This window comes from Bosea sp. RAC05 (genome assembly GCF_001713455.1).
Lineage (GTDB): Bacteria > Pseudomonadota > Alphaproteobacteria > Rhizobiales > Beijerinckiaceae > Allobosea.
The window spans coordinates 624402-643740 of the sequence record NZ_CP016463.1 but is presented as its reverse complement, the minus strand read 5'-3'; the positions used below and the strand labels follow the sequence as shown (position 1 = coordinate 643740).

Below are 19339 nucleotides of genomic sequence, written 5' to 3'. Positions count from 1 at the left end.
TTCAAGGCGCCATCAGAGCTGAGAACGGCTCATCGGGGATTGCATCAGGCGCGATTGCGAAGACGAGGTCTTCCGGCCGCTGCATGCTGGCGACACTGCGGATCGCGTTGGTGCCGGTCAATACATCCAGGAACGTGAGCGCACCCTCGTCGGCTTCGAGGACACCGTAAACGGCAGCGGTGTCGATCGCGTAGACATTGCCGATCTTGGCCATTCGCTTCAGCGGGGTGTGGCCGACGAAGAGCCGCCCGATTCCGGGGACGCCGCTCTCGTCATGTCGATGGATCCTGTCTCGACCCCAGACCGCAACCTCGCCGACAGCGCGATCGCCTGCATCCAAGGCCGCCGTAAACGCCTGCCAGGTCATGCCCTTCGGGACATCGGCATGGACCAGTCCAACCGGCCCGCGCGCCGTCTCGACCTCAATGGCCATGGGAAGGCGGCGCACCGCGGCCAGGATATCGGCCTTCACCTCGTCGGGTGTGTCCCTCCACCAGGCAAATCCATTCCGACTATGAAGAAACTCAAGTACGGCGGGGTGCGCTTGCCCATCCTCGTAAGCCTCGAGGAGCATCGCCTCGTGATTGCCGAGCACGGCATGAACCCAATCATGGGACAGGAAGCGCGCCGTTCGATGCGATCCGGGCCCGCGATCGATCAGGTCGCCGACCGAGAAGATCCGATCAACCGCCTGGTCGAACCGGACGCGATCCATGGCCCTGAGAACGAGATCGAACGACCCATGGATGTCGCCCACGACGAAGTCGCGGCCGACGGTGTTTTTCGGAACTCTGACGAAGGCGGGTTTGGGGAGGCGCTTGAGCATGGTGCGATGATCGCTCGATATGGTGAAAGCCGGAAAGTTCAGCCGCGCGGCTGGAGAGAGCGCGCCATCAGCCCGATCCCGGCCGCCAGCATCCCGAACATCACCAGCGTGTCGAAGAGCGACGTCGGACGGAAATAGATGGCGAGGTTCATGAGGACGCCGCCGGCGACGATGGCGCTCCCGACTGCGATCAGTGTCCAGGCCAGCGCTGCTCGACCGCCGAAAAACAGCAGCCCGATGCCGAGCAGAAGCGGCAGCAAGGCCAGCCCGAACGTGTTGTAGCCCCAGAACCTCCCCCATCCCGAAGACACGGAAATCCTGCTGGTGAGCATGTAGGCCGCTGCACCGGATGCGCAGGCTCCCACGAGGAATTGCGTGAAACTGCCACGAGCCGGTCGGAGGTCGCGGTGGTTGCTCTGATTGGTCATGTCCATCCCTGGGATTCGGTGCATAGCTTCGATCATCGTGGATTAAGGAGCAATCATCCGATCCTTCCTTGCTCGGCCACGAATCTGCTGACAATCATGAATCATGACGATCCGTTCTGCCACACCTGTCCACACAAGCCTTGAGGGCGGTTTCCTTGTCGCCGCGCCCGGCAAGGACGGCGTCGCACCCCGTGGCGTGATCTACGTCTGCCAGCACTCGCCCGACGGCGCGATGGGCTTTGTCCTGAACAAGCCCAGGCCCGAAATCACGTTTCCGCAGCTGCTGCAGCAGCTCCAGATCGTCACAGAAGATGACGTGATCGGACTGCCTGCGCAGACCGCTGCCATCCAGGTGCTCGACGCCGGCTTCGTCGAGACCACTCGGGGCTTTGTTCTGCACACCCGCGACTTCGACAGCGAGGGACAAACGCAGGCAATCGACAGCAACGTCGCCTACACCGGCAGCATGGACATCCTTCACGCCATGGCGCGCTCAGCTGGTCCCCAGCGCGCCGTCATGGCGCTCGGTTATGCCGGCTGGGGACCCGGCGCGATCGAGACTGAAATTCGCTCCGGCGACTGGCTCTTTTGCCCAGCCGACCCAGATCTGGTTTTCGAATCCGAGACCGACCCCGGCAGGAAATACAGCCGTGCTCTGGAGCTGATCGGGATCACCGACATTCGCTTTCTCCACAAACAGGGGACCGCCTGATGCCGATCATCGCTCGACATCACGCCCAAGATGCGTGGCGCCCGCTTCAGGCCTGGCCGGCTGACTGCGCTGTGCAATGGGGTGGCCACGGCATCGTCCTTGGCAAGGCGCCCTACCGCACCGCTTTCTTCGAGGCCTTCCCAGCTCCAGGCGGTTTTATCCGGGGGGAGGGTGCGACCATCGAGGCCGCCGAGCTCGACGCGTACGCCCGATTCGAAAAGGAGAGCGCCTGCGATCACCGCTGGGGGCGACGCGGATACCTCAACGGCGGCGCCAAGTGCATTCGCTGCGGGGCTTTCGCCGTGAAGTTCCAGAGCGTAGAGCCGCTCGGACAGTGGCGGCGGCCGATCAGCGACATGGAGGTCAGCTCCATCGCAAGTGGCTTCATTCTGCCGAAAGCCGATGATGAACCACGAACGCGCAAATGGCGTCGTGGGCTACATCTGCGCGCACGGCAGTCTGGGATAGCAATCCCGTCCGATCTATCTGGCTTCGATGACGAAGATGCGTTCGAAAGCTTTTGCCACGAGGCAGTCATCGTCTGGCTCATGGACCGGCTCGCTGCAGGCACCAGCAGCTCAGAACACGCATCGTCAGGCATCGAGGCGCTTCTGAGCGGCCTCCACATCAACTCTTTGGTTCGAGAGGCCAAGTCCCGGCTGGAAACGTCAAACGCCGCCTGATCGGTCAACTGTCATCGTGCAGGAAGAGGAACTCCTCCATGATGGACCGGTCGCTCATCGCGGCAACCCGGTTGCGCTCATAGGTTCGAGCAAAGGCGGTCTTTTCTCGCTGGACCTCGTGAATGATGCGCTCGGGCGACATGTCCTTCATGATCGACCAGGCCTTTGCGATCGCATCGCCTTCGCGCCCGATCTTGAACGGAGCGGCGGCGAATGGGTAACGCAGAGGGGCCTGTCCGCGCTTGCTGAGCTGGAGCTGCATCTCGGGCGTGCCAGGGCCGGTCGGCATGGCGAAGAACCGGTCGGAAACCAGGAGGCCGCCTTCGGTTTCACCCATGTGCAGCATGTGAGCGAAATAGACCACGCGCGACGCCGTCAGCGCCACGACAGTCTTGTTGCTGACTTCGATGAGGTGGTTGGTGGCCTGAGCCAGCGTGATAGCCATAATACAGTCTTTCGCTGAAATCGGCTCACCGAGCTTGGCGGCCTCTACGGATCTTGTCTTTCGCGCGCGCTGGGTCAACCAGATGAGTGTGATCTGACGTGGATAGCGATTGGATTGACCATTCAGGCCATGCCTTCGATCCTTCCGTTTGTGGATGTCGGTATCGACCTGTAAGCTTTCAGGACAAGGAGCCAGCAGCCATGAACCCGGACGTCCCCAGCTACCCCAGCCCCCTCGAAGTCGGCGACGAGGCTTTGGTGACCGGGACGCTGTGCGTGACCAATTCCTCTGGCGGCACAACGATCATCAGGCATGCCGGCATGACGTGTCGCGTGACCAAGTCGTTCTGGGACTATGAATGCGGCTGGCGCTTCCATGGCACGCCTGTCAACCAAGGCGACGTCGGAGAGTTGCGCCGACAGGGCACGACCGGGATCGATCCCGAGGTCTACCGAGAGAGGTACCCGAATAACCCTGACCTCCACACCTCCGCGGTGGAAGCGGCTCGAACATTCGATCCTGGCCGCGTCTTCTTTTCCGAGCACGATGTCGCGCCAAGCCCGAAACCCGGACCAGCCTGAGCCATTCAGAGTGTTACTCTGACCTCTTGATATGACGCTCTGGCTTTCTTAAGTGTCGCTCTGCCACTTAAGAAAGGATGCTCCTGTGACTGCCCAGCCCACCCTTGTCTACGGCGTAACGCTGCCACCCGAAGCCATCGCCGTTCTGGCGGCGAAGGGGCTTCTTCCCGGCCTTCACCTGCCGCAGCCCAAGCCTTCCGCGGCTGCTGCCCAGCTAACGCCCACGCCGCCGGCGCCGAGCCATCAGGCACTGAACCCGCTGCAGAAGCAGATCTACGAGGCGCTGACGTATCGGCCGCTGAATGAGAACCAGGTGCAGCTCATCTCGATCTATCTGGCCGCGGCAAAGGCCAACGAGGGGCCTCTTTCTGTCTTCGATTCCGGTGGGCGGCTGGCCAAGGCCACAGGTCACAGCCATGGCAAGGCTGAAGAACTCGTCAAGGGCGCGCTGCGCGCCTTCGGCAAGCGCCTGTTCAAGAAGCTCAAGAAAATCCCGCTCAAGCACGGCAAGGACAAGTACGGCGAAGGCGTCGCCGACGAGATCCCGCTTCTCGCCTTCGTGAGCATCACCAAGGGCTCCGATGGCGGCGCCTGTCACCAGCTGACTGCAGATGGCGTGATCGTTGCGGAGCTTCTGATCTCGATGTCTGACCTCGAACTGCCCGCCGCGGGCGCGACCGAGATCACGGTGACGGTTGAGATCAAGGCGAGCACGGAGGCGCTTCTCAAGCAGCTTCAGGAGGCACTCGGCATGTCGCTCGACGATGTGCTGCACCACCTTGCCCTTCAGGCCGGCGTTCAGCCGGTCTGAAGGGCAACCGCCTCCAGCAATTCCCTGATCGCGTGCCAGTGGTCGAATGCGAGATCCTGCGGCGACAGCTCGGCCCACTTTTCCCAACGGAAGCCTTTGGCATCTGAACCTGCCTTCAGACCCACAGGCTTCTCTTTCAGGATGAACAGGTAGGCCTGCGAGATGAAGCGACCGCGCGGATCACGCCAGGGATAGTCCAGCGTGCGCGAGCCACGCAGGAGCTTTTCCAGATCCTCCCGCTTCACCCTGACCTCTTCCGCCGCTTCGCGAAGCGCAGCGTCGAAGAGCGTCTCCCACCGTTCGAGGAAGCCTCCCGGCAGAGCCAGCAGCCCTTTGAAGGGCCAATTGTCCCGCTCGATCAGCAGGATCTCGTCGCCGCAGATGACGATTGCGTCGCCGGCATTGAACGTCGGTGGGAAAGGCGAGCCCCGCCACGTTCTCTGGAATGCGACGCAGTCCTTGTGTTCCGCAGCCATGCGTTCGGCGGCCGTGGTCCTGCGCCAGCGAGAAAACCACAGCGAGGCCTTTTCCGGCAGCTCCAGCTTCCCGAAGAGAGAGGCCGCCGGCCGAGCGCCTCCAAACTCCCTGATCGCCGGCGCCACTCCAGGAAGAAAGCGCGCCAGCTCGTCGCCTTGCGCCTCCGTCCTGGCGACGAAGACCGGTTCAGAGCCGTGGCCGAAAGCCTGGTCCACGGCTTCTCTGCAGGCTGCCAGCCGCAGCCCCGGCCGATAGGGCTCGTCGACCATCGGCGCGCAGACCAACCGCCCTTCGCTGAGGGCGGGACCGTAGACGGAGGCCAGGAAGTCCTGGCGCTCGTGAATCGTCAGCGGGTGCTGGTGGCTGGACCGAGGCCGATCGGATCCCGGCAGCAGCAGCAATGTGCGGTCGAACGTCGAAAGGAGATGATCGAGCCAGCTCAGATCGGCCTTGTCCCAAAACGCCAGCGGCAAGCCGACGGCTGCGATGCCGGCGGTCACAGGAGCACAGAGGCGACGATCGCGCCCTGGTTTTGCATGATCGCCAGGCCCATGCGGTGGAACAGGTCCTGCGGATGGGCCGCCGAGGCCGGCAGGCCCAGCTCCAGCGCGACCTCCAGCGGCAGGTCATAGGTCGCGCAGCCCGGCTCGTAGACGACGATCTGATCGAGCGCGCCGAGAAGGCCGCGGTTGCGTGCCGAGAGCAGGCTGCATACGGGGTTGAGGACGCAGATGTCGGTGCAGATCCCGACGAAGACGACCCGAACCAGGTTGTGCCGGCGGATCCAGTCGAACACCGCATTGCTGCCGTCCGGACGGAAGCCGGCAATGACGCCGTCGATGCAGTCTTTCCGCATCACGGTCGTATCGGGGTCGTTCTCCAGCCAGGCCAGCTCGTCGACGAGCATGTCGTCGCCGGTCCCGACGACACAGTGAGGCGGGTAGGGCTTCTCATCCTGCCCCGGCTCGTGGCTGTCCCTGAAGACGAGCTTGGGCCCGATCCGGCGGGCGAGGGCGGCCGTCTCGTCGATCATGGTCGCAACCTGCGCATTGGGGACCGCCGGAGCGAGAGGTCCGCGCCCGACGGTGCAGAAGCCATGAACTTCGTCGACGATGATCAGGCCGGTCCTGCCCGTTGAGATATCGACCTCCTGGGCCAGAAGGGGCGAGGTGGCTTCGAAGGCGGTGAGCAGGGGGGATGCTGTGATGGCGGTCATGATCGTCTCCTCGTCAGTTGCCGCGCCGGGCGCGGGCATATTCGGCCTTCTCGTCCTGGGTCTGCTGCGGACGCCAGTGACCGTCGTCCTTGAGCTCAAGCACGTCCTTCGTGCCGGCTCGGATGAACCGCGTCCCCACTGGGTAGTCATTGGAAGAAGGCGGCATGGGGCCCCGGAGCGCCACCCGCAGGTGAGGGGGATAGGTCCATTCCACATAGTCGTGGAGGAGAGGCGGAACGTGGTCTCGCCACTCGGGATCGCGGGCTTCGATCTGAGCCCTGATCTCGCGGCCCGACGGAAGCTGGAGGCGCTCGCGGTCGATCACGTGGAGACAGCGGTCCACACCACCTTCCCAAGAACCGCGATAGGTCATCGAGAGGCCGCGCAGCTCACCATCTTGGTCGAAGCTGCCGAAGTGAGGAGCGTACCAGCGCTTGCCGTCGACCTGGCTGCCGACGAAGCAGTCTGTCGGTTCCGGCAGGCCCTGCCCGGCGGCCTTCTTCAGCACGTAGGCGACCCATTCGCCATTGTCGGCCGAGGCGTCGATGTCGTTGAGCGGCAGGAATTTGAACCGGTCGCCGAAAACGGCCTGGACCATCTCTTTGCGCTGCTCGAACGTGAAGGGATGCCCGTCGACACCATGCTTGCCGACCGAGCCGATGGCGACGATCCCGACCTCGCAGGCCGACGCCATGTGCGAGAGAAGGACAACGTGACCCTCGTGAAGGGTCTGGATGTCGACAGGCGCGATCCCGACACGGCCGGTCTGGGTGAGGGGATGGCGTTGGAAGGTTTCCTGGCGTGCCATGGTTTGCTTTGCCTCTTCAATCAAATGCGGGGGTGCAAGGAAGGCCTCAGACCGTGACTGCCCGGGCTTCCTGGCCAGCATGGCCAAAGACTGCCAGGTAGTGTTTCACGTCATCGGGGGCACCGGTCGCCTTCTCCGGGTTGTCCGAGATCTTGACCGCGCCCTGAGCCTTGCCGGGCTCGTCCCTCCGCTTGGCGTCGCGCACCTTGCAGACGAGCGAGATCGGGTCGAGCCGGCTTCCAGCCAGCGGACTGCAGCCGCGGAAGTCGTTGGTGAGGTTCGTGCCCCAGCCGATGGCAACGTTGACCTTGTCGCGGAAGTGGCGAACGGAGCGCTCGATCGTGTCGACGTCCATGCCGTCCGAGAAGATCGCGAGCTTCTGGGTCGGGTCCTCGCCATGTCGGAGCCACCAGGCGATCGCCTCCTCGCCGGCGGCGATGGGCTCCTTGGAATCGGGGCGGAAACCCTTCCACTCCGCGACCCAGCCTGGGGCGTCGCGAAGGAACTGGGTCGTGCCGAAGGTGTCGGGCAGGAAGACGAGCAGGTTGGAGTCGTAGAGCGACTGCCAATCGTCGAGAACGCGGTACTGCGCCGCCTTCAGCGACTTCTCACTCTGGTTCGTGAGGGCGGCATAGGTCATCGGCAGCTCGTGGGCATTGGTCCCAATCGCCTCGAGGCCGGTCTCCATCGCGAGCAGGGCGTTGGAGGTCCCGGTGAAGTTCTCGCCGAGTCCTGCCTGCATGGCCTGCACGGCCCAGCGCTGCCACAGGAACGAGTGCCGACGCCGGGTGCCGAAGTCGGAGATCTTCAGCGTACCCTCACGCCCCAGCGCCTGCAGGCGCTCGACCTTCTCCCAGAGCTTGGCCTCGGCCCGCGCGTAGGTGATGTCGATGTCGAAGCGCCCATGGTCGGCCAGAGCGGCCCGCGTGCGCATCTCGTTGACGATCGCGAGCGCCGGGATCTCCCAGAACGTCGTCTCGATCCAGGGGCCGCTGAACGTCAGCTCGTAGCTGTCGCCTGCGGTGCGCGAGAGTTCGTATGCCGGCAGCTGGAATGCCGCCAGCCAGTCGAGATAGCCGGGATCGAAGATCCGCGTCTTGCCATAGAAGGTGTTGCCGGCGAGCCAGATGCGTTCTGCCTTGGACAGCCGCACCGTCCTGGCGTGATCGAGCTGGTCGCGCAGCGCCCGCTCGTCGATCTCGCGCCCGAGCTTGACCGCCTTGGTCCGGTTCTTCATCGCGAACGTCACGTCGACGTTCCGGTGCAGCTTCCAGATGAGCTGGCCCATGAGGATCTTGTAGAAATCCTGGTCGAGCATGGAACGCCAGATCGGGTCCAGCTTGAAGTTGTGATTATGGACGCGTGTGGCGATGTCGATGTGGGTCATGTCTGAGTTCCTGATCAGCGTCAAAGCGCGAAGCGGTTGACGATCGGGTAGCGGCGGTCCCGCCCGAAAGCCCTGGGCCCGATCTTGACGCCGGGCGCTGCCTGCCGGCGCTTGTATTCGGCTCGCCGCACGAGCGAGGCGATGCGCGTCGCGTGAGCCAGAGTCAGGAACGGGATGACGAGAGGGTCGCTTGCCTTGTCACCGAGCTCGCGCGTGGCTCGGCGCAGGGCGGCTGCGACATCGAGATCTTCGTCGACGATCCCCCGGAGCAGCGCATCGAGCACGGCGTAGGGACCGAGCGTTGCCTCGTCCGTTTGGCCATCGGCGAGCTCGGCGCTGGGCGGCTTGGCGATCACGTTTTCAGGGATCGGCGACCGTGCCCCGTACATGCCGAGCGGACGGTAGCCATTGCGGAAACGCGCGAGTTCCCAGACCTCGGTCTTGTACAGGTCCTTGAGCGGATTGAAGCCGCCGGCCATGTCGCCATAGAGTGTCGCGTAGCCGACCGAGTTCTCGCTCTTGTTGCCGGTGGTGACGACCATGTCGCCATACTCGTTCGTCCACCCCATGAGAGCGATCATGCGAACGCGCGCCTGGATGTTCTCGTCGGTCAGCCCCGGCACCCTGTCACCGGTCCCGAACAGCATGTCCTGAACGGCCCTGACGGCCGAACCGATGCCGATGGTCTGGACGGGGATGCCGATCTGCTTGCAGACCTGCACCGCATCGTCGAGGCTCTCCTGCGATGTCACCTTCGACGGCAGCGTGATGGCATGCACACGCTGCGCGCCGAGCGCGTCGACGGCCATAGCGCCCGCCAACGCGGAGTCGATGCCGCCCGACATGCCGAGCACGACGGTCTTGAACCCATTCTTCTCGACATAGTCACGCAGCCCGATCACGCAGGCGACATAGTCGGCTTCGACGTCGCCGGGATAGCTCTGGAAGGGCCGCTGCGAACTGAAGGGGAAGGTGAGCTTGAGCACATCCTCCGAAAAGGCCGGCATCTCGCGACACAGCGTCCCGTTCTCGTCGAGGACGAACGAGGCACCGTCGAAAACGAGCTCGTCCTGTCCGCCGACCTGGTTCAGATAGACCAGCGGGAGCCCCGTCTCGCGAACGCGGGCACGGGCATGGGCGAGCCGAGGGCCCTTGTGCTTGCCCCTGGTGTAGGGGCTGCCGTTGATGAAGATCAGCAGGTCGGCCAGCTCGCCGGCGAGATGCTGCGAGACCTGTGGGTGCCACATCTCCTCGCAGATGCCGATGCCGATGCGAACGCCGCGGTAGAGCACCGGCGCCCTGAGCGAGCCTGGGGCGAAATGCCGGACCTCGTCGAACACCGTGGAATTCGGAAGGTCGATCTTGCGAGCGACCTTCTTGGATCCATCCGGATTGATGAAATAGGCGGCGTTGTAGGGAAGATCAGGCCCTTCTTCGGGCGCGCCGACGATGACAGCCGGGCCACCGATTTCTAGGACCGCCTCCGTCAGTCTGGCCACCTGCCGTTCGACCGCTGCGACGAACCCAGGCCGGAGCACGAGATCCTCGACGGGGTAGCCGGACAGGAAGCATTCGGTGAAGACGACGAGGTCTGCGTCGCGATGATCGCGGATCAGCCCGATGGCTCTGTCGGTGTTGGCTTGGAGGTCGCCGACGCACGGGTTGAGCTGCGCCAGCACCAGTTCGAGACTGGGGGTCATGTCGTTCCATCCTCATCCCACCCGGTCCCCGGATGGATTGGAGCGGCTTGCCTGCGACCCCGGTGCGGGATCCAGATCAGCGGCTTACCCGATTAGAATAGTCCCTTGGGCGAATACGTCAATGATGAATTGCAAAGGCGATTCTTGAAGCGCTTGTGGGTTGCGTTGTCCGGCGGCTCCTTGGAGCCTCGGAGGCCACCTATGAAGATCATCGACGTTCCGTTCAGCTATGAGGCCGTCGTCCGCCACAAGCGGAAGCGCAACACCTCACGGCATGTCTATGTCGCCACGGTCCCGGTCGAGATTGCCGAGCTCACGGACGCGCAGGCTCCGATCGCATTGCGCTACCAGGACCACAATTATGGCGAAGGAGACCCCGTCGAGATGCGCTGGTTCGAGGGCCATCTCTGGGCCCAGAAGATGATTTCCACCGATGACGACACGAAAATTCCTGCCGACTTCGGCTGGCTCCTGGGAGTGAACCGGGAGTTCGATCAGTACGGCAACCCACTCAGCTCACATGACTGCCCCAAGACCGGAGCGACAACGGCCAGGATCGAAGACGATGTCGACATCCAGGAAGTTCATGTCAGCGGCCGCGAGTCCATCGAAGCCAAAATCAGGGATCTCGCCGCGGAGATCGTCCTGATTGGCGGGACACTCTGGGAGCGCTCAAAAGAGCCCTACCTTTATCTCACGACCTCCGGCGGCTATGCGTGGATCAACGTCGCGAAGCCATTCCAACAGCAAGCCGAGCGCCTGAGCTTTCGCCTCGATCAACTGGGCATCATCAAGCAGGCCTGCGCGCACGATCTGCGCGGTATCGAGACGATCACAGGGCCCATCGTCGAGATCCTCATCCCAGACGCCCTGAAGAAGCCCTGTGACGAGGTGGCTCTGCTGGCATCAGCCAGGAACATCCTCGACGACATGAAAAAGGCGATTGCCACCCAGGATGTTGAGTTCTTCATTGCCTACCGCGACCTTCGCGAAGCAATGGCAGCAGCCGAGAGGCAATTGGAGCTGAACCAGGCAGTCGACGTTACCCCGCTGGCGACTGCGATGCGCAATGGGATGAGCGCCTGCAACCCTGGTCCAGACGGAGAGGATGGGGTTTGCAGTACCTACATGATCCGGTCTGCGGAAGCGGCTCTCAGCCGGATCGAATTGAGCGGCGCAGAGCGATCGCTCTCGGATATTCCCAGCCTCTGAAATCCGGTCTCGCCATTGAGGGTGATGCTCATGCCTTGCGTCGAGGGATGGTAGCTTAACGGCCGTCACCACCCTGGAGCGTTCTCATGGCCGACCAACACTTCGAAACCTCGAAGCCTGTCGTATTCTCAGACGGAGTGTCCCTGCTCGGCTTCGATACCAATGGTGCCGCGCCGCAACGCATCTACGGCCTGTTCGTTGAGGCCGAGCTCCACCCGGACGATGCCAGCAAGGATGGGCTCATGGAGAGCTACTGGCTCAAGGCGTTTTCCAACCCCGATCTCGACCCCGCTCCCAAGGATGGTCCGCGCCCCGAATACGTGATGTATGCTGACAATCTCGCCCAGATCGAGAAGGTGCTCGGCGCGATCGCGAGCGCATCGTGCCTGCCCGGCTATGACCAGCGGCTGCAGGGCCAGTTCGACGGCTACCACAATTCGGCCCAGGCCCAGTTCTCGGATGAGACAGACGAGGAGTGCGTCTACGGGCTCGGCTGCCGGGTGAATGCCAGCGAAGCTGGCTTTGCCCTGCGCCTCTTCGGGATGACACAGACCGTGACCTCCATCGCCGCGAAGCTCGACAACGCCGGCGTCGAAGCCGCACTCGGCGTGGTTCGAGACCTCAATCAGTGGCGCGATGACAAGGTTCGCGAGATCACTGCAGCGCGCTCCGCGGCAATGGCGCCGGCTCCGTAGGACTGGCCGTGAGGCGCCGTGCACCTAAAGTCCCGACAGCCTTAGACCAGGATTGTGATCGCGCCCTGGCCGCCTGCCAGGCGCTGGGACTCAGTCTCGATTTGAGGCTGAAGGACCAGGCGATCGAGATACCCTATCTGGCGCTCGAAGACTGACTTCCGACAGGGCAGGGGACCGGTACAGCCGCGATGGCTCACATCCTCGCTCTGGCGGATGCCCATAACCTGACGATTCTCATCCCGCCTGAAAGCCCGCAATCAGCGCGCTTCTTCAAGAAGTTCGGCTTTGTCTGGCCCGATGACGATCTGATCTGCCAGGAGACCAATCTGCTGCTGATGTGGCGCCATCCACAGCCAGTGCCGTCGCCAGCGCCCGCGTTCTGATCCGCCGTCCGGTTTTCCAGCTACCGAAAGAGGAAGTGGAGGCTTCTGTTGCCAGGTGCCTCCGAACCCCGCCTGAAGGTGCTACCCTACAGGACTAGACGGGATACCCGCACCGCTCACGCGGCGAGAGCGTACCCAGCGTTGTTGTCGTTGACACCTACGCAAGACCCGATGACGGCGGAATCATACCGAGCGAAAGACCACCTTTTACCACCCCACGTCGAGCCTGTTTCGCCCCCATCAAAGACACATGCGATCCGGGTTTACGGCCCTCGCCTGCTATCGCTGCGCGCGCATTTACCGGGATGGCCCGCAGCGCTTGCGCATGTGTCCATGGTGGAGGCGCCGGGTACCGCCCCCGGGTCCGCAAGGTCTATTCCGATGACGATTTATCGCCATAGCCGCCCGAAAGCAGCATTGTTCTGTTACGCGATAACGAGGCATTTTTCAAGGACCGTTGGATTGTTCTTATCGATCTGCGTGCAGCGATCGGTGGATTGAGGACTGAGTCCTGTTGCGGCTGGGATCGTGCCGTTCCACGGTTCGGGCGGCACATCATCAGAGCATTCCCATGCATTCTTCACTCGCCCGCGATGTTCAGGGCCCGACACTTCCACTGACAATCGATGAGGCCCTGGCCGATTGCATCGTCGAGCTCGTCGAAGATGAGCGCGGTGTCGTGGGAATCTGGCAGGCGCACCCTGTCAGCGAGTTGGCCAGAGACGGAACGATGCAGATGCTGGGATTCCTGCGCCGGCGTGACGGGCGAGCGGCCCTGATCGAGCACAAGTTCGACGACGATGGCGACATCACCGCTCAGGCCCGATCGCTGGTCGCTGAAGCGATGGCCAGCGACGTTGACCCAGTCCGGAGCACGGAATGCCCCGGACTGGTCCATCAGCTGTTGAGGCTGGGTATCGTCAAGCATCTGTCAGGCAGACCAGGCGACTGTGCGATCAGCATGGCGCAGTACGTCAGGCGCCGAACCGGCGTCGATCTGACGACCGCTCATCGCCTCGTGCACGGCCATCTCGCCCATCAGATCGAGGCAATGAGTGCAACGCTCGACGCAGAGGCGTTGGCTTTCGCAGCCGCCCACGAACAGACACTCTTCTGGATCGGCGAGCGCGAATGGGAGGGTATGGATGGCTCGTTCATGCCTGGAGCGCCCTTTCGCAAGGCACTTGCAGCCTTTCCGGGGTTCTCGGCTATCTTCATGAGCTTATGGAAGGACGATCGGTCTGCATTCGGAGATGATCCCACCCGTTCTCTCCAGGCCGCCCTGACTGCATCGATGCCTGGCCACATGGCCGCGTACAGGTCACTGTCCCGTTCGATCGCAAAACATGCCGATGCCATCGCCGCGGCAGGTGGCGCATCTCGCGGTGCCAATCGTTTGCTCGACCTCAATCCGTTCTTTCGGACTCCATCCACGTCGGTCGAGTTGCGCGCCGCGGCAACTCTCACGAAGCTACCTTCGGATTGGGTGCCATGCTCTGCAGCCGAATGGGAGGCCCTGCTATCGGTTTCTGATTCTATGGGGACGCTCCGCCAAATAGTGGGGACCGGCCCGACCCAGACCGGGTGGGAGGCTATGGTATCGGCTTCTGATCCCGTCGCGTCATTCCGCCGTATGGCTTACCCCGGCCCCTCCCTGACGAGGCTCTTTCCATCGGGCGGTCGATGGAGCGTCTTTCGTTCGAGACTACTCAAAGCCGCCGCCGTGGAAGACGCTGACGCTCTCCGGGCTGCAACCAATGACATCGGCGACTACCGCGATGCTTTCGGTCGCGAGATTCTCGGCCCGGCCTATGCATTGACCGATCTTGACCCCTCGAAGTGGGAATATGCCACCCCTCGGGGCCTGATGGACAGATCCGCTCAGACCTCGCGCGCGGCCGGCATCATCTTGCTTTCAGGCAAAAGCTTCGCTCGCATTCTTGAGGATTCTCGCGAGTGGCATCATCGGCAGCATGGCATTGCAGACCAGCTGTCTTCGATCACCCCTGGCTTTCTTCCGATGACCCGCTGGGTGGCTGGGCTGCCCGACTGGCGTTGCGATGGTTATGACCTAAAGGTCCTGACCTGCGCCCGCGAGCTCAAGGATGAAGGGCGCCGTGGAGCTGATGCTGATGGGCTTGATGGCCTTTCCCATTGCGTCGGGGGGTACAGTCAGCACTGCAAGGCCAACCACAGCAGAATCATATCGCTGCGTCGGCTAGGCTCTTCGGGTCTGATAGAGCGCGTCTCGACCGTCGAGATCGCGGTCGAGCATGCCGCATCTGGCAGTGCGCCACGGTTCACGATCAAGCAGCATCGTGGATACCGTAATGCAGACCCGCCCGCATGCGCCCTAACCGTAATCAATGCATATCTCTCTGCCATCGACCGCGGCATGATCGCTATCGACCATTCGCAGCTCCTTCCAACAAAAAACGTCGGCACCATTGCCCAGACCGCAGGGTATGAGTTCTGGCGGCCCGGCGCCTTTGCCGCAGCAGTCGCTGCCTGGTCGCCATTCCTTCCGAAATCCATGCGGACGTGGTCAGCTGCCGATTTTGCGGCTCTATCGCAACCGACCTAACGACTGCCAATCCATTCCGTAGCTGACTGCGGGCTAACCACATTCCCTAACCAGAATTTACCGCGCTACTTGATAGCGAAATGCCTTAATGCCAAGTTTCATTGAGGGCTCTAATCGTCCGATAATGAAGCGCGTGTGTTGCATCGAGAGCCGGTATGGACGAAACAGCCGATTTGAAGCCTCGCTCTCGTAAGGACCGATTCAGCGCAAACCTGAAATGGCACCGAATCGCGCTGATGGCGGCTGAGGCAAACCGCTTGCTCCGCCGCAAGGGACTTGATCAGGAAGAGTTTATGCTCGTGATGGTCATCGGATGGGGAAGTTCAGACAATAATCCATTCGATATTTCTTCGCTCTCCCGTTTCACGGGTGTCCCTCGATCAAGTTTGCAGCGAACCATCATCAAGCTTAAACGCGATGGTATCATACAGACTACATCGGATGGCTCGCGTCAGCTTTTGATATTGACCGATTTTGCTGACACTCATCCCGCGGGTCGCAGGCTGATGACTCAAGTGGAGGCTATCGTGGACCGAGCGTTTGCAGACATCGCGCGCCTGACCTGATCTGAGTGTGCCCATTATGGGCATCCCGGACTTCTGCATCCATTGAACCTGTGGCCTCGTATCTATAGAAGCGCGCACCTGCCTGGCCGCTTCGAGGTCATCAAGGCCTCCTTCAGGGGGTGCTGGAATGCAAAATCAATCGGAGCCAATTGATATGGACTGTGGCAGTCGACCTTCTGGTGTTTACCATCAGACCTTAGGCGCGGCCAAAGTTTAGGAACCCTTTCCATTTTGTGGGGTTTCGTTGTCGTTCTGTTGGAGTTGATCCAGCTGCGGAGCGCCCGTTTTTTCGGGTATCCGTCCGGATCTGGAGCTATTGATGAATTTCGCCGAGAGCCGGCTCGTTGCCGGTGAGCCGAAGCAGGAGACAGAACGGGGCTCTCGTGAGCCTGCAAGTCCGGGTGCGCTCCCTCATCGATCATGGACTAGAGGCCAGGATATGAAACGGTCCGCCTTTCACGCCGATACGGCCAGGATCTCGACAGGTCACGAGGCTTTCGACAGCCAGATCGTCAAACCAGGCATTGGACCGCGTATCGTGAGCGCGCAGACGAGCATCTATGTCGCTGCCGCGAGTGAGGTCTACAGAGCCGGCCGGATCTACCGGCGGGGCGAGTTGCGCGAGATCGACCTCGACGGTGCTTTCGAAAAACGCGATTTCGGAACCAATGCTCTGTTGCGGCGGCAGGTCCTCGCGGCAACCGATGAATTGCCGGCATATCTGTACGCCTTCCACCACATGGCTGACGACAAGCGACACATCCACGGCTTCGTTCTGACGCGCACGGCTGAGCGCCTTCACGAATTCATCAAAAGCTGGACGACAGGTGGCGAGGACAGTGAGGTCGTCGTCTCAAAGATGGCGCAGTACGTGTCCAATCCCGCAGGAAGCTTTTCGCGTTTCATGGCTCACACTCGCTCGATCGGGGCGCAATGTGCGTGTGATGCGTTTGATCAGGCATCAGCCGATGCCAGGCTTGTCGGTGAAATGATCCTCAACGGAGCTGCCGATGCAGCTCTGTCAGGCGATTTCACCGAGCCTGCTCGGCTGATCGCTTACAGCCTCGGCGACGATTCAATTGTGCTTCCGACGCGGCTTGAGCCCGCGGCTGCAGAGCTTCGAAACATCATCGCCGATATGCCGCGCCGGGATCGGACCGCCCTGGTGAAGGCTTTTGCGGAGGTTGAAAAACTGATCTCCAAAGGCGTAGGGGACCTGATTCCTGCGACCCGAGCCTGCGTCATCGCGATCGGTTGGATCGGCGTCGTCAGGGGCTTTGCCAACGACGCCGAGAACGCGCGTGCGACGGACCTTCAGCTGGCAATCCGTGCCTCGGACTTGCGCAAGAACGCGTGATCGGCTGTCGCCGGCACCCGCGGCGACAGCGCTTCTCCCTGAGCCCAGAAGGACGCCTGGCGCGGCAGGTTGTCCCAAAGCTCATTCGCATCGACGTCTTCGACGATCATGGGCACGCCCAGGACGGCTGCCATGGCTGCCAAGCCAGCGACCATCACCGCAGTCTTGCGCTCATCGACGCCGGGACACGCCGCTTTCGCGCTGACCCTGATGAAGTCCGGCTGAAACTGCTTGATGGCTTCCAGACCTCCGACGCCGGCCCCGAAGCCGTCCAGCGCCAGCCTCATTCCACAGGCTCTGAGGTCAGCCAGGTTCCGAAGAGCGGTCTCATCGGCGGTCGAGAGCACCGTCTCGTCGATAGCCAGCACAAGCCTGCCTGCCCGCACCCCGCTGTGCTGCAGGATGGACAGCAGTCGGAAACTGAGCCCTGCCGTCTCCAGAGACTGTCTCGAAAGGCTGGTGACGAGAAGGGTGTTGCGCTGTGATCGCCCGGACGCGTTGCAGGCCTTGGCGATGATTTGCTCGTCGAGTGCTCCCGAAAGGCCGAGAGAGTCGCAGGCCGCGCTCAGGTCGCAGTGCCCAATCTCCCCGAGATCGGGGTCATGCCATTTGGGGGTGAAATCAAACGCTGTGATGCGCCCATCATCAGATGCCAGCACCATCTGGCAATCGATATCGATCTTGGCTTCTTCGACCGCCGCGCGCAGCTTCTTTTCGTATTGCGCCATTCTATCCTGCCTGACGCGCTGGGCAGGCTGAAAAACGCGCCAGCAATTACGGCCAGCGCTCTTGGCCTCGTAAAGCGCGAGATCGGCATTCGACATCAGCTCGGCGATCGTTTTCCCATCGGACGGCGCCTGAGCCATGCCGATGCTCGTGCCGACGCTGAGCTCGATCCCGTCGGCGACGAAGGGATACGCGAAAGCTGCAATGATGCGTTCAGCCACCGATTGGAAAGGCTGGCCTCGGGTGAGGACGACGAACTCGTCCCCACCCAGCCTGGCAACGAGAGCGTCATGACCCGATGCTCCCTTGAGCCGGTCGGCGACAAGCTGGAGCAAGCGGTCTCCCACAGGGTGGCCATATGTGTCGTTGATACGCTTGAAGCCGTCGAGATCCAGGCAGCACATCAAGGCACCGTGCCCGACGGCCAAATCCCGGCGAAGTCGAATTGTCCCGGCCTCCTCGAAGTTCATCCGATTGGAGAGACCGGTCAGAGCGTCGGTGCGCGCCAAGCGATTGATCCGCGCGACCTCATGGCGAGCTGCCGTCACATCCTCGACGAGACAGATCAGACCCTGACTGAGATGTCGCATCGATATCTCGATGATGCGACCATCGCGCAGAGGCAAATCGAAAGGGCCCTCGACGTCGCCAGTTGCGATCATCTGCACCAGAGCTTCGGCGTTGGCAGCCCTGAGCAGGCCAGACCTCAGGATCCATAGCCTCACCTTCCGTGCTGTGACCGACGCGTCTCCGGCCGCCTGCGGGAGGTTGAAGATTGCCGCGAAGCGCTGGTTCCAGAAACGGGCTGCGCCAGCGTGATCGAGGATGACCAAGCCCCTGTCCATGTGATCCAGCGCTGCATCGAGTTTCTCGGCAAGATCGATCTTGTCGCGGGCGTTGGTATGACTTTGAACCAGAAAGCCATGCAGGCTGTTCACCACCGAGACCATGGCGACCAGATAGAGCAGTATGAGAACCGACAGGATGCGGAAGAACAGCTGCTGATCAATCATCAAGGCGCAGGCGATCGGCACCATGGCGAAGACCTGCCCGTAGGCGATCAATGGCCGGGCCGCATTACGGCTTGCCGCGGCCGCCGCGTAGCAGAGCGCAAACGTGACAAACACCGCCTGCATCGCGACATCTGAGGACCGCGTCACGATCACGGCCCCGAGCAGGCCAACGAGACTCGAAAACGCCCAGGCACCGGCCGCGTAGCCGATCTCCCAAAATGAGGGAGAAGACGCCCCCGCACTGCCGAACCGCCGGCTCAAATAGGCCCCAGACAGCAAGATCCGCGCGACACCAACGAGACCAATGGCCAGGCTGACGGTGGAAACCAGAGGGTCTCCCATGCGATAGGTGATCAAGGCGCACAGAAAGACAGCCCCTATCACGCCGGCGATCAGCGACGTGACAGACGCAAAGAGCGTCGCGACCAGTTCAGCCCGGAATCCCGAGGCGCTCGCCCGGCCGGTGCCGGAAAACAGATTGATCACCAGGTCCGCCAATCATTCAAGGAATGACGGCACTATCCATGGCTCGCGTGAACGATATGTTTCCGGGATTGTTCAGATGCGAGCGTCTTGCAGGAAAGGACGCTGGGTAGGCCAGACTGCGACAAACGGCCGTATGTTGAGCCGCAACTGCGAGAAAAATGGCTGGCGCGGAGAACCGGCCAGCCAAGTCTAGGGAGGAAACGCCCAGGAAGGGCAGTCGAGGAATCGCTTCTTCGACATACC

The 19339-nt window shown here is 62.1% G+C and carries 19 protein-coding genes and 1 other RNA gene; 10 read left to right on the top strand and 10 right to left on the bottom strand.

Annotated elements, in window-relative coordinates; translation table 11 throughout:
• Window position 1: 1 nt before the first annotated feature.
• Complete coding sequence (locus tag BSY19_RS03275; RefSeq protein ID WP_069052861.1) at window positions 2–826, bottom strand: metallophosphoesterase; 825 nt, start codon at window positions 824–826, stop codon at window positions 2–4.
• Between the two features lie 38 nt (window positions 827–864).
• Entirely contained in the window at window positions 865–1260 is a 396-nt protein-coding gene (locus BSY19_RS27825) for a hypothetical protein (protein WP_171905074.1), read from the bottom strand.
• A gap of 97 nt (window positions 1261–1357) precedes the next feature.
• Here BSY19_RS27825 and BSY19_RS03265 point away from each other — a divergent pair, with 97 nt between their 5' ends.
• The gene (locus BSY19_RS03265; protein WP_069052860.1) at window positions 1358–1966 is read left to right on the top strand and encodes a YqgE/AlgH family protein; all 609 of its coding nucleotides are present in this window, start codon (window positions 1358–1360) and stop codon (window positions 1964–1966) included.
• Window positions 1966–2649, top strand: a complete 684-nt coding sequence (locus BSY19_RS03260; RefSeq protein ID WP_069052859.1) for a hypothetical protein — start codon at window positions 1966–1968, stop codon at window positions 2647–2649. The genes BSY19_RS03265 and BSY19_RS03260 overlap by 1 nt, the downstream gene beginning before the upstream one ends.
• A 4-nt stretch (window positions 2650–2653) precedes the next feature.
• Here BSY19_RS03260 and BSY19_RS03255 read toward each other — a convergent pair whose 3' ends face one another.
• On the bottom strand, window positions 2654–3172 hold the full coding sequence (locus tag BSY19_RS03255; RefSeq protein WP_150129467.1) for a hypothetical protein: 519 nt from the start codon (window positions 3170–3172) through the stop codon (window positions 2654–2656).
• Between the two features lie 122 nt (window positions 3173–3294).
• On the opposite strand from BSY19_RS03255, the gene BSY19_RS03250 reads away from it, so the two are divergent.
• Together BSY19_RS03250 and BSY19_RS03245 are read left to right on the top strand one after the other, a co-directional pair.
• Window positions 3295–3675 carry a hypothetical protein gene (locus tag BSY19_RS03250; RefSeq protein ID WP_069052857.1) on the top strand — a complete coding sequence of 127 codons (381 nt, stop codon included), beginning with the start codon at window positions 3295–3297 and terminating at the stop codon, window positions 3673–3675.
• Between the two features lie 52 nt (window positions 3676–3727).
• Window positions 3728–4486 carry a hypothetical protein gene (locus BSY19_RS03245; protein WP_150129466.1) on the top strand — a complete coding sequence of 253 codons (759 nt, stop codon included), beginning with the start codon at window positions 3728–3730 and terminating at the stop codon, window positions 4484–4486.
• On the opposite strand, the gene BSY19_RS03240 is transcribed toward BSY19_RS03245, so the two are convergent.
• The 5 genes from BSY19_RS03240 to BSY19_RS03220 are packed head-to-tail and all read right to left on the bottom strand — an operon-like array spanning window position 4474 to window position 10074.
• A complete protein-coding gene (locus BSY19_RS03240; RefSeq protein WP_069052855.1) occupies window positions 4474–5463 on the bottom strand; it encodes an NUDIX domain-containing protein in 990 nt (329 codons plus the stop codon). The genes BSY19_RS03245 and BSY19_RS03240 overlap by 13 nt on opposite strands.
• The gene (locus BSY19_RS03235; protein WP_069052938.1) at window positions 5460–6179 is read right to left on the bottom strand and encodes an isochorismatase family protein; all 720 of its coding nucleotides are present in this window, start codon (window positions 6177–6179) and stop codon (window positions 5460–5462) included. Before BSY19_RS03235 ends, BSY19_RS03240 begins: the two co-directional genes overlap by 4 nt.
• 13 nt (window positions 6180–6192) lie before the next feature.
• Complete coding sequence (locus BSY19_RS03230; RefSeq protein WP_069052854.1) at window positions 6193–6987, bottom strand: hypothetical protein; 795 nt, start codon at window positions 6985–6987, stop codon at window positions 6193–6195.
• Window positions 6988–7033: 46 nt separating this feature from the next.
• Window positions 7034–8374: a nicotinate phosphoribosyltransferase gene (locus tag BSY19_RS03225; RefSeq protein ID WP_069052853.1), complete on the bottom strand. Its 1341-nt coding sequence runs from the start codon at window positions 8372–8374 to the stop codon at window positions 7034–7036.
• Between the two features lie 20 nt (window positions 8375–8394).
• Entirely contained in the window at window positions 8395–10074 is a 1680-nt protein-coding gene (locus BSY19_RS03220; RefSeq protein WP_069052852.1) for an NAD+ synthase, read from the bottom strand.
• Window positions 10075–10275: 201 nt separating this feature from the next.
• On the opposite strand from BSY19_RS03220, the gene BSY19_RS03215 reads away from it, so the two are divergent.
• The 3 genes from BSY19_RS03215 to BSY19_RS03205 all read left to right on the top strand — a co-directional run bounded on the left by BSY19_RS03215 (window position 10276) and on the right by BSY19_RS03205 (window position 12364).
• A complete protein-coding gene (locus BSY19_RS03215) occupies window positions 10276–11286 on the top strand; it encodes a hypothetical protein (protein WP_069052851.1) in 1011 nt (336 codons plus the stop codon).
• Window positions 11287–11372: 86 nt separating this feature from the next.
• A complete protein-coding gene (locus BSY19_RS03210; RefSeq protein WP_069052850.1) occupies window positions 11373–11981 on the top strand; it encodes a hypothetical protein in 609 nt (202 codons plus the stop codon).
• A gap of 188 nt (window positions 11982–12169) precedes the next feature.
• Window positions 12170–12364, top strand: coding sequence for a hypothetical protein (locus BSY19_RS03205; RefSeq protein WP_069052849.1), 195 nt, complete (start codon window positions 12170–12172; stop codon window positions 12362–12364).
• Window positions 12365–12398: 34 nt separating this feature from the next.
• On the opposite strand, the gene ssrA is transcribed toward BSY19_RS03205, so the two are convergent.
• Window positions 12399–12819: a transfer-messenger RNA gene (gene ssrA / locus BSY19_RS03200) on the bottom strand.
• A gap of 116 nt (window positions 12820–12935) precedes the next feature.
• Between ssrA and BSY19_RS27410 the strand changes: the two genes are divergently transcribed.
• The 3 genes from BSY19_RS27410 (at window position 12936) to BSY19_RS03190 (ending at window position 16871) form a co-directional block, all read left to right on the top strand.
• Window positions 12936–14948 (top strand): hypothetical protein, encoded by a 2013-nt coding sequence (locus BSY19_RS27410; protein WP_150129464.1) that lies wholly within the window; start codon window positions 12936–12938, stop codon window positions 14946–14948.
• 155 nt (window positions 14949–15103) lie between these two features.
• Entirely contained in the window at window positions 15104–15514 is a 411-nt protein-coding gene (locus tag BSY19_RS27405) for a helix-turn-helix domain-containing protein (RefSeq protein WP_150129463.1), read from the top strand.
• Between the two features lie 439 nt (window positions 15515–15953).
• A complete protein-coding gene (locus BSY19_RS03190; RefSeq protein WP_069052847.1) occupies window positions 15954–16871 on the top strand; it encodes a hypothetical protein in 918 nt (305 codons plus the stop codon).
• Here the strand turns inward: BSY19_RS03190 and BSY19_RS03185 are convergent.
• Window positions 16829–19096, bottom strand: coding sequence for a diguanylate cyclase domain-containing protein (locus BSY19_RS03185; RefSeq protein WP_150129462.1), 2268 nt, complete (start codon window positions 19094–19096; stop codon window positions 16829–16831). The genes BSY19_RS03190 and BSY19_RS03185 overlap by 43 nt on opposite strands.
• Between the last annotated feature and the right edge of the window lie 243 nt (window positions 19097–19339).

What these genes read in the sequence shown, in the direction of transcription:
- BSY19_RS03275 (WP_069052861.1), bottom strand. Translation starts at nt 826, where the DNA reads ATGCTCAAGCGCCTCCCCAAACCCGCCTTCGTCAGAGTTCCGAAAAAC.
- BSY19_RS27825 (WP_171905074.1), bottom strand. Translation starts at nt 1,260, where the DNA reads ATGGACATGACCAATCAGAGCAACCACCGCGACCTCCGACCGGCTCGT.
- BSY19_RS03265 (WP_069052860.1), top strand. Translation starts at nt 1,358, where the DNA reads ATGACGATCCGTTCTGCCACACCTGTCCACACAAGCCTTGAGGGCGGT.
- BSY19_RS03260 (WP_069052859.1), top strand. Translation starts at nt 1,966, where the DNA reads ATGCCGATCATCGCTCGACATCACGCCCAAGATGCGTGGCGCCCGCTT.
- BSY19_RS03250 (WP_069052857.1), top strand. Translation starts at nt 3,295, where the DNA reads ATGAACCCGGACGTCCCCAGCTACCCCAGCCCCCTCGAAGTCGGCGAC.
- BSY19_RS03235 (WP_069052938.1), bottom strand. Translation starts at nt 6,179, where the DNA reads ATGACCGCCATCACAGCATCCCCCCTGCTCACCGCCTTCGAAGCCACC.
- BSY19_RS03230 (WP_069052854.1), bottom strand. Translation starts at nt 6,987, where the DNA reads ATGGCACGCCAGGAAACCTTCCAACGCCATCCCCTCACCCAGACCGGC.
- BSY19_RS03225 (WP_069052853.1), bottom strand. Translation starts at nt 8,374, where the DNA reads ATGACCCACATCGACATCGCCACACGCGTCCATAATCACAACTTCAAG.
- BSY19_RS03220 (WP_069052852.1), bottom strand. Translation starts at nt 10,074, where the DNA reads ATGACCCCCAGTCTCGAACTGGTGCTGGCGCAGCTCAACCCGTGCGTC.
- BSY19_RS03215 (WP_069052851.1), top strand. Translation starts at nt 10,276, where the DNA reads ATGAAGATCATCGACGTTCCGTTCAGCTATGAGGCCGTCGTCCGCCAC.
- BSY19_RS03210 (WP_069052850.1), top strand. Translation starts at nt 11,373, where the DNA reads ATGGCCGACCAACACTTCGAAACCTCGAAGCCTGTCGTATTCTCAGAC.
- BSY19_RS03205 (WP_069052849.1), top strand. Translation starts at nt 12,170, where the DNA reads ATGGCTCACATCCTCGCTCTGGCGGATGCCCATAACCTGACGATTCTC.
- BSY19_RS27410 (WP_150129464.1), top strand. Translation starts at nt 12,936, where the DNA reads ATGCATTCTTCACTCGCCCGCGATGTTCAGGGCCCGACACTTCCACTG.
- BSY19_RS27405 (WP_150129463.1), top strand. Translation starts at nt 15,104, where the DNA reads ATGGACGAAACAGCCGATTTGAAGCCTCGCTCTCGTAAGGACCGATTC.
- BSY19_RS03190 (WP_069052847.1), top strand. Translation starts at nt 15,954, where the DNA reads ATGAAACGGTCCGCCTTTCACGCCGATACGGCCAGGATCTCGACAGGT.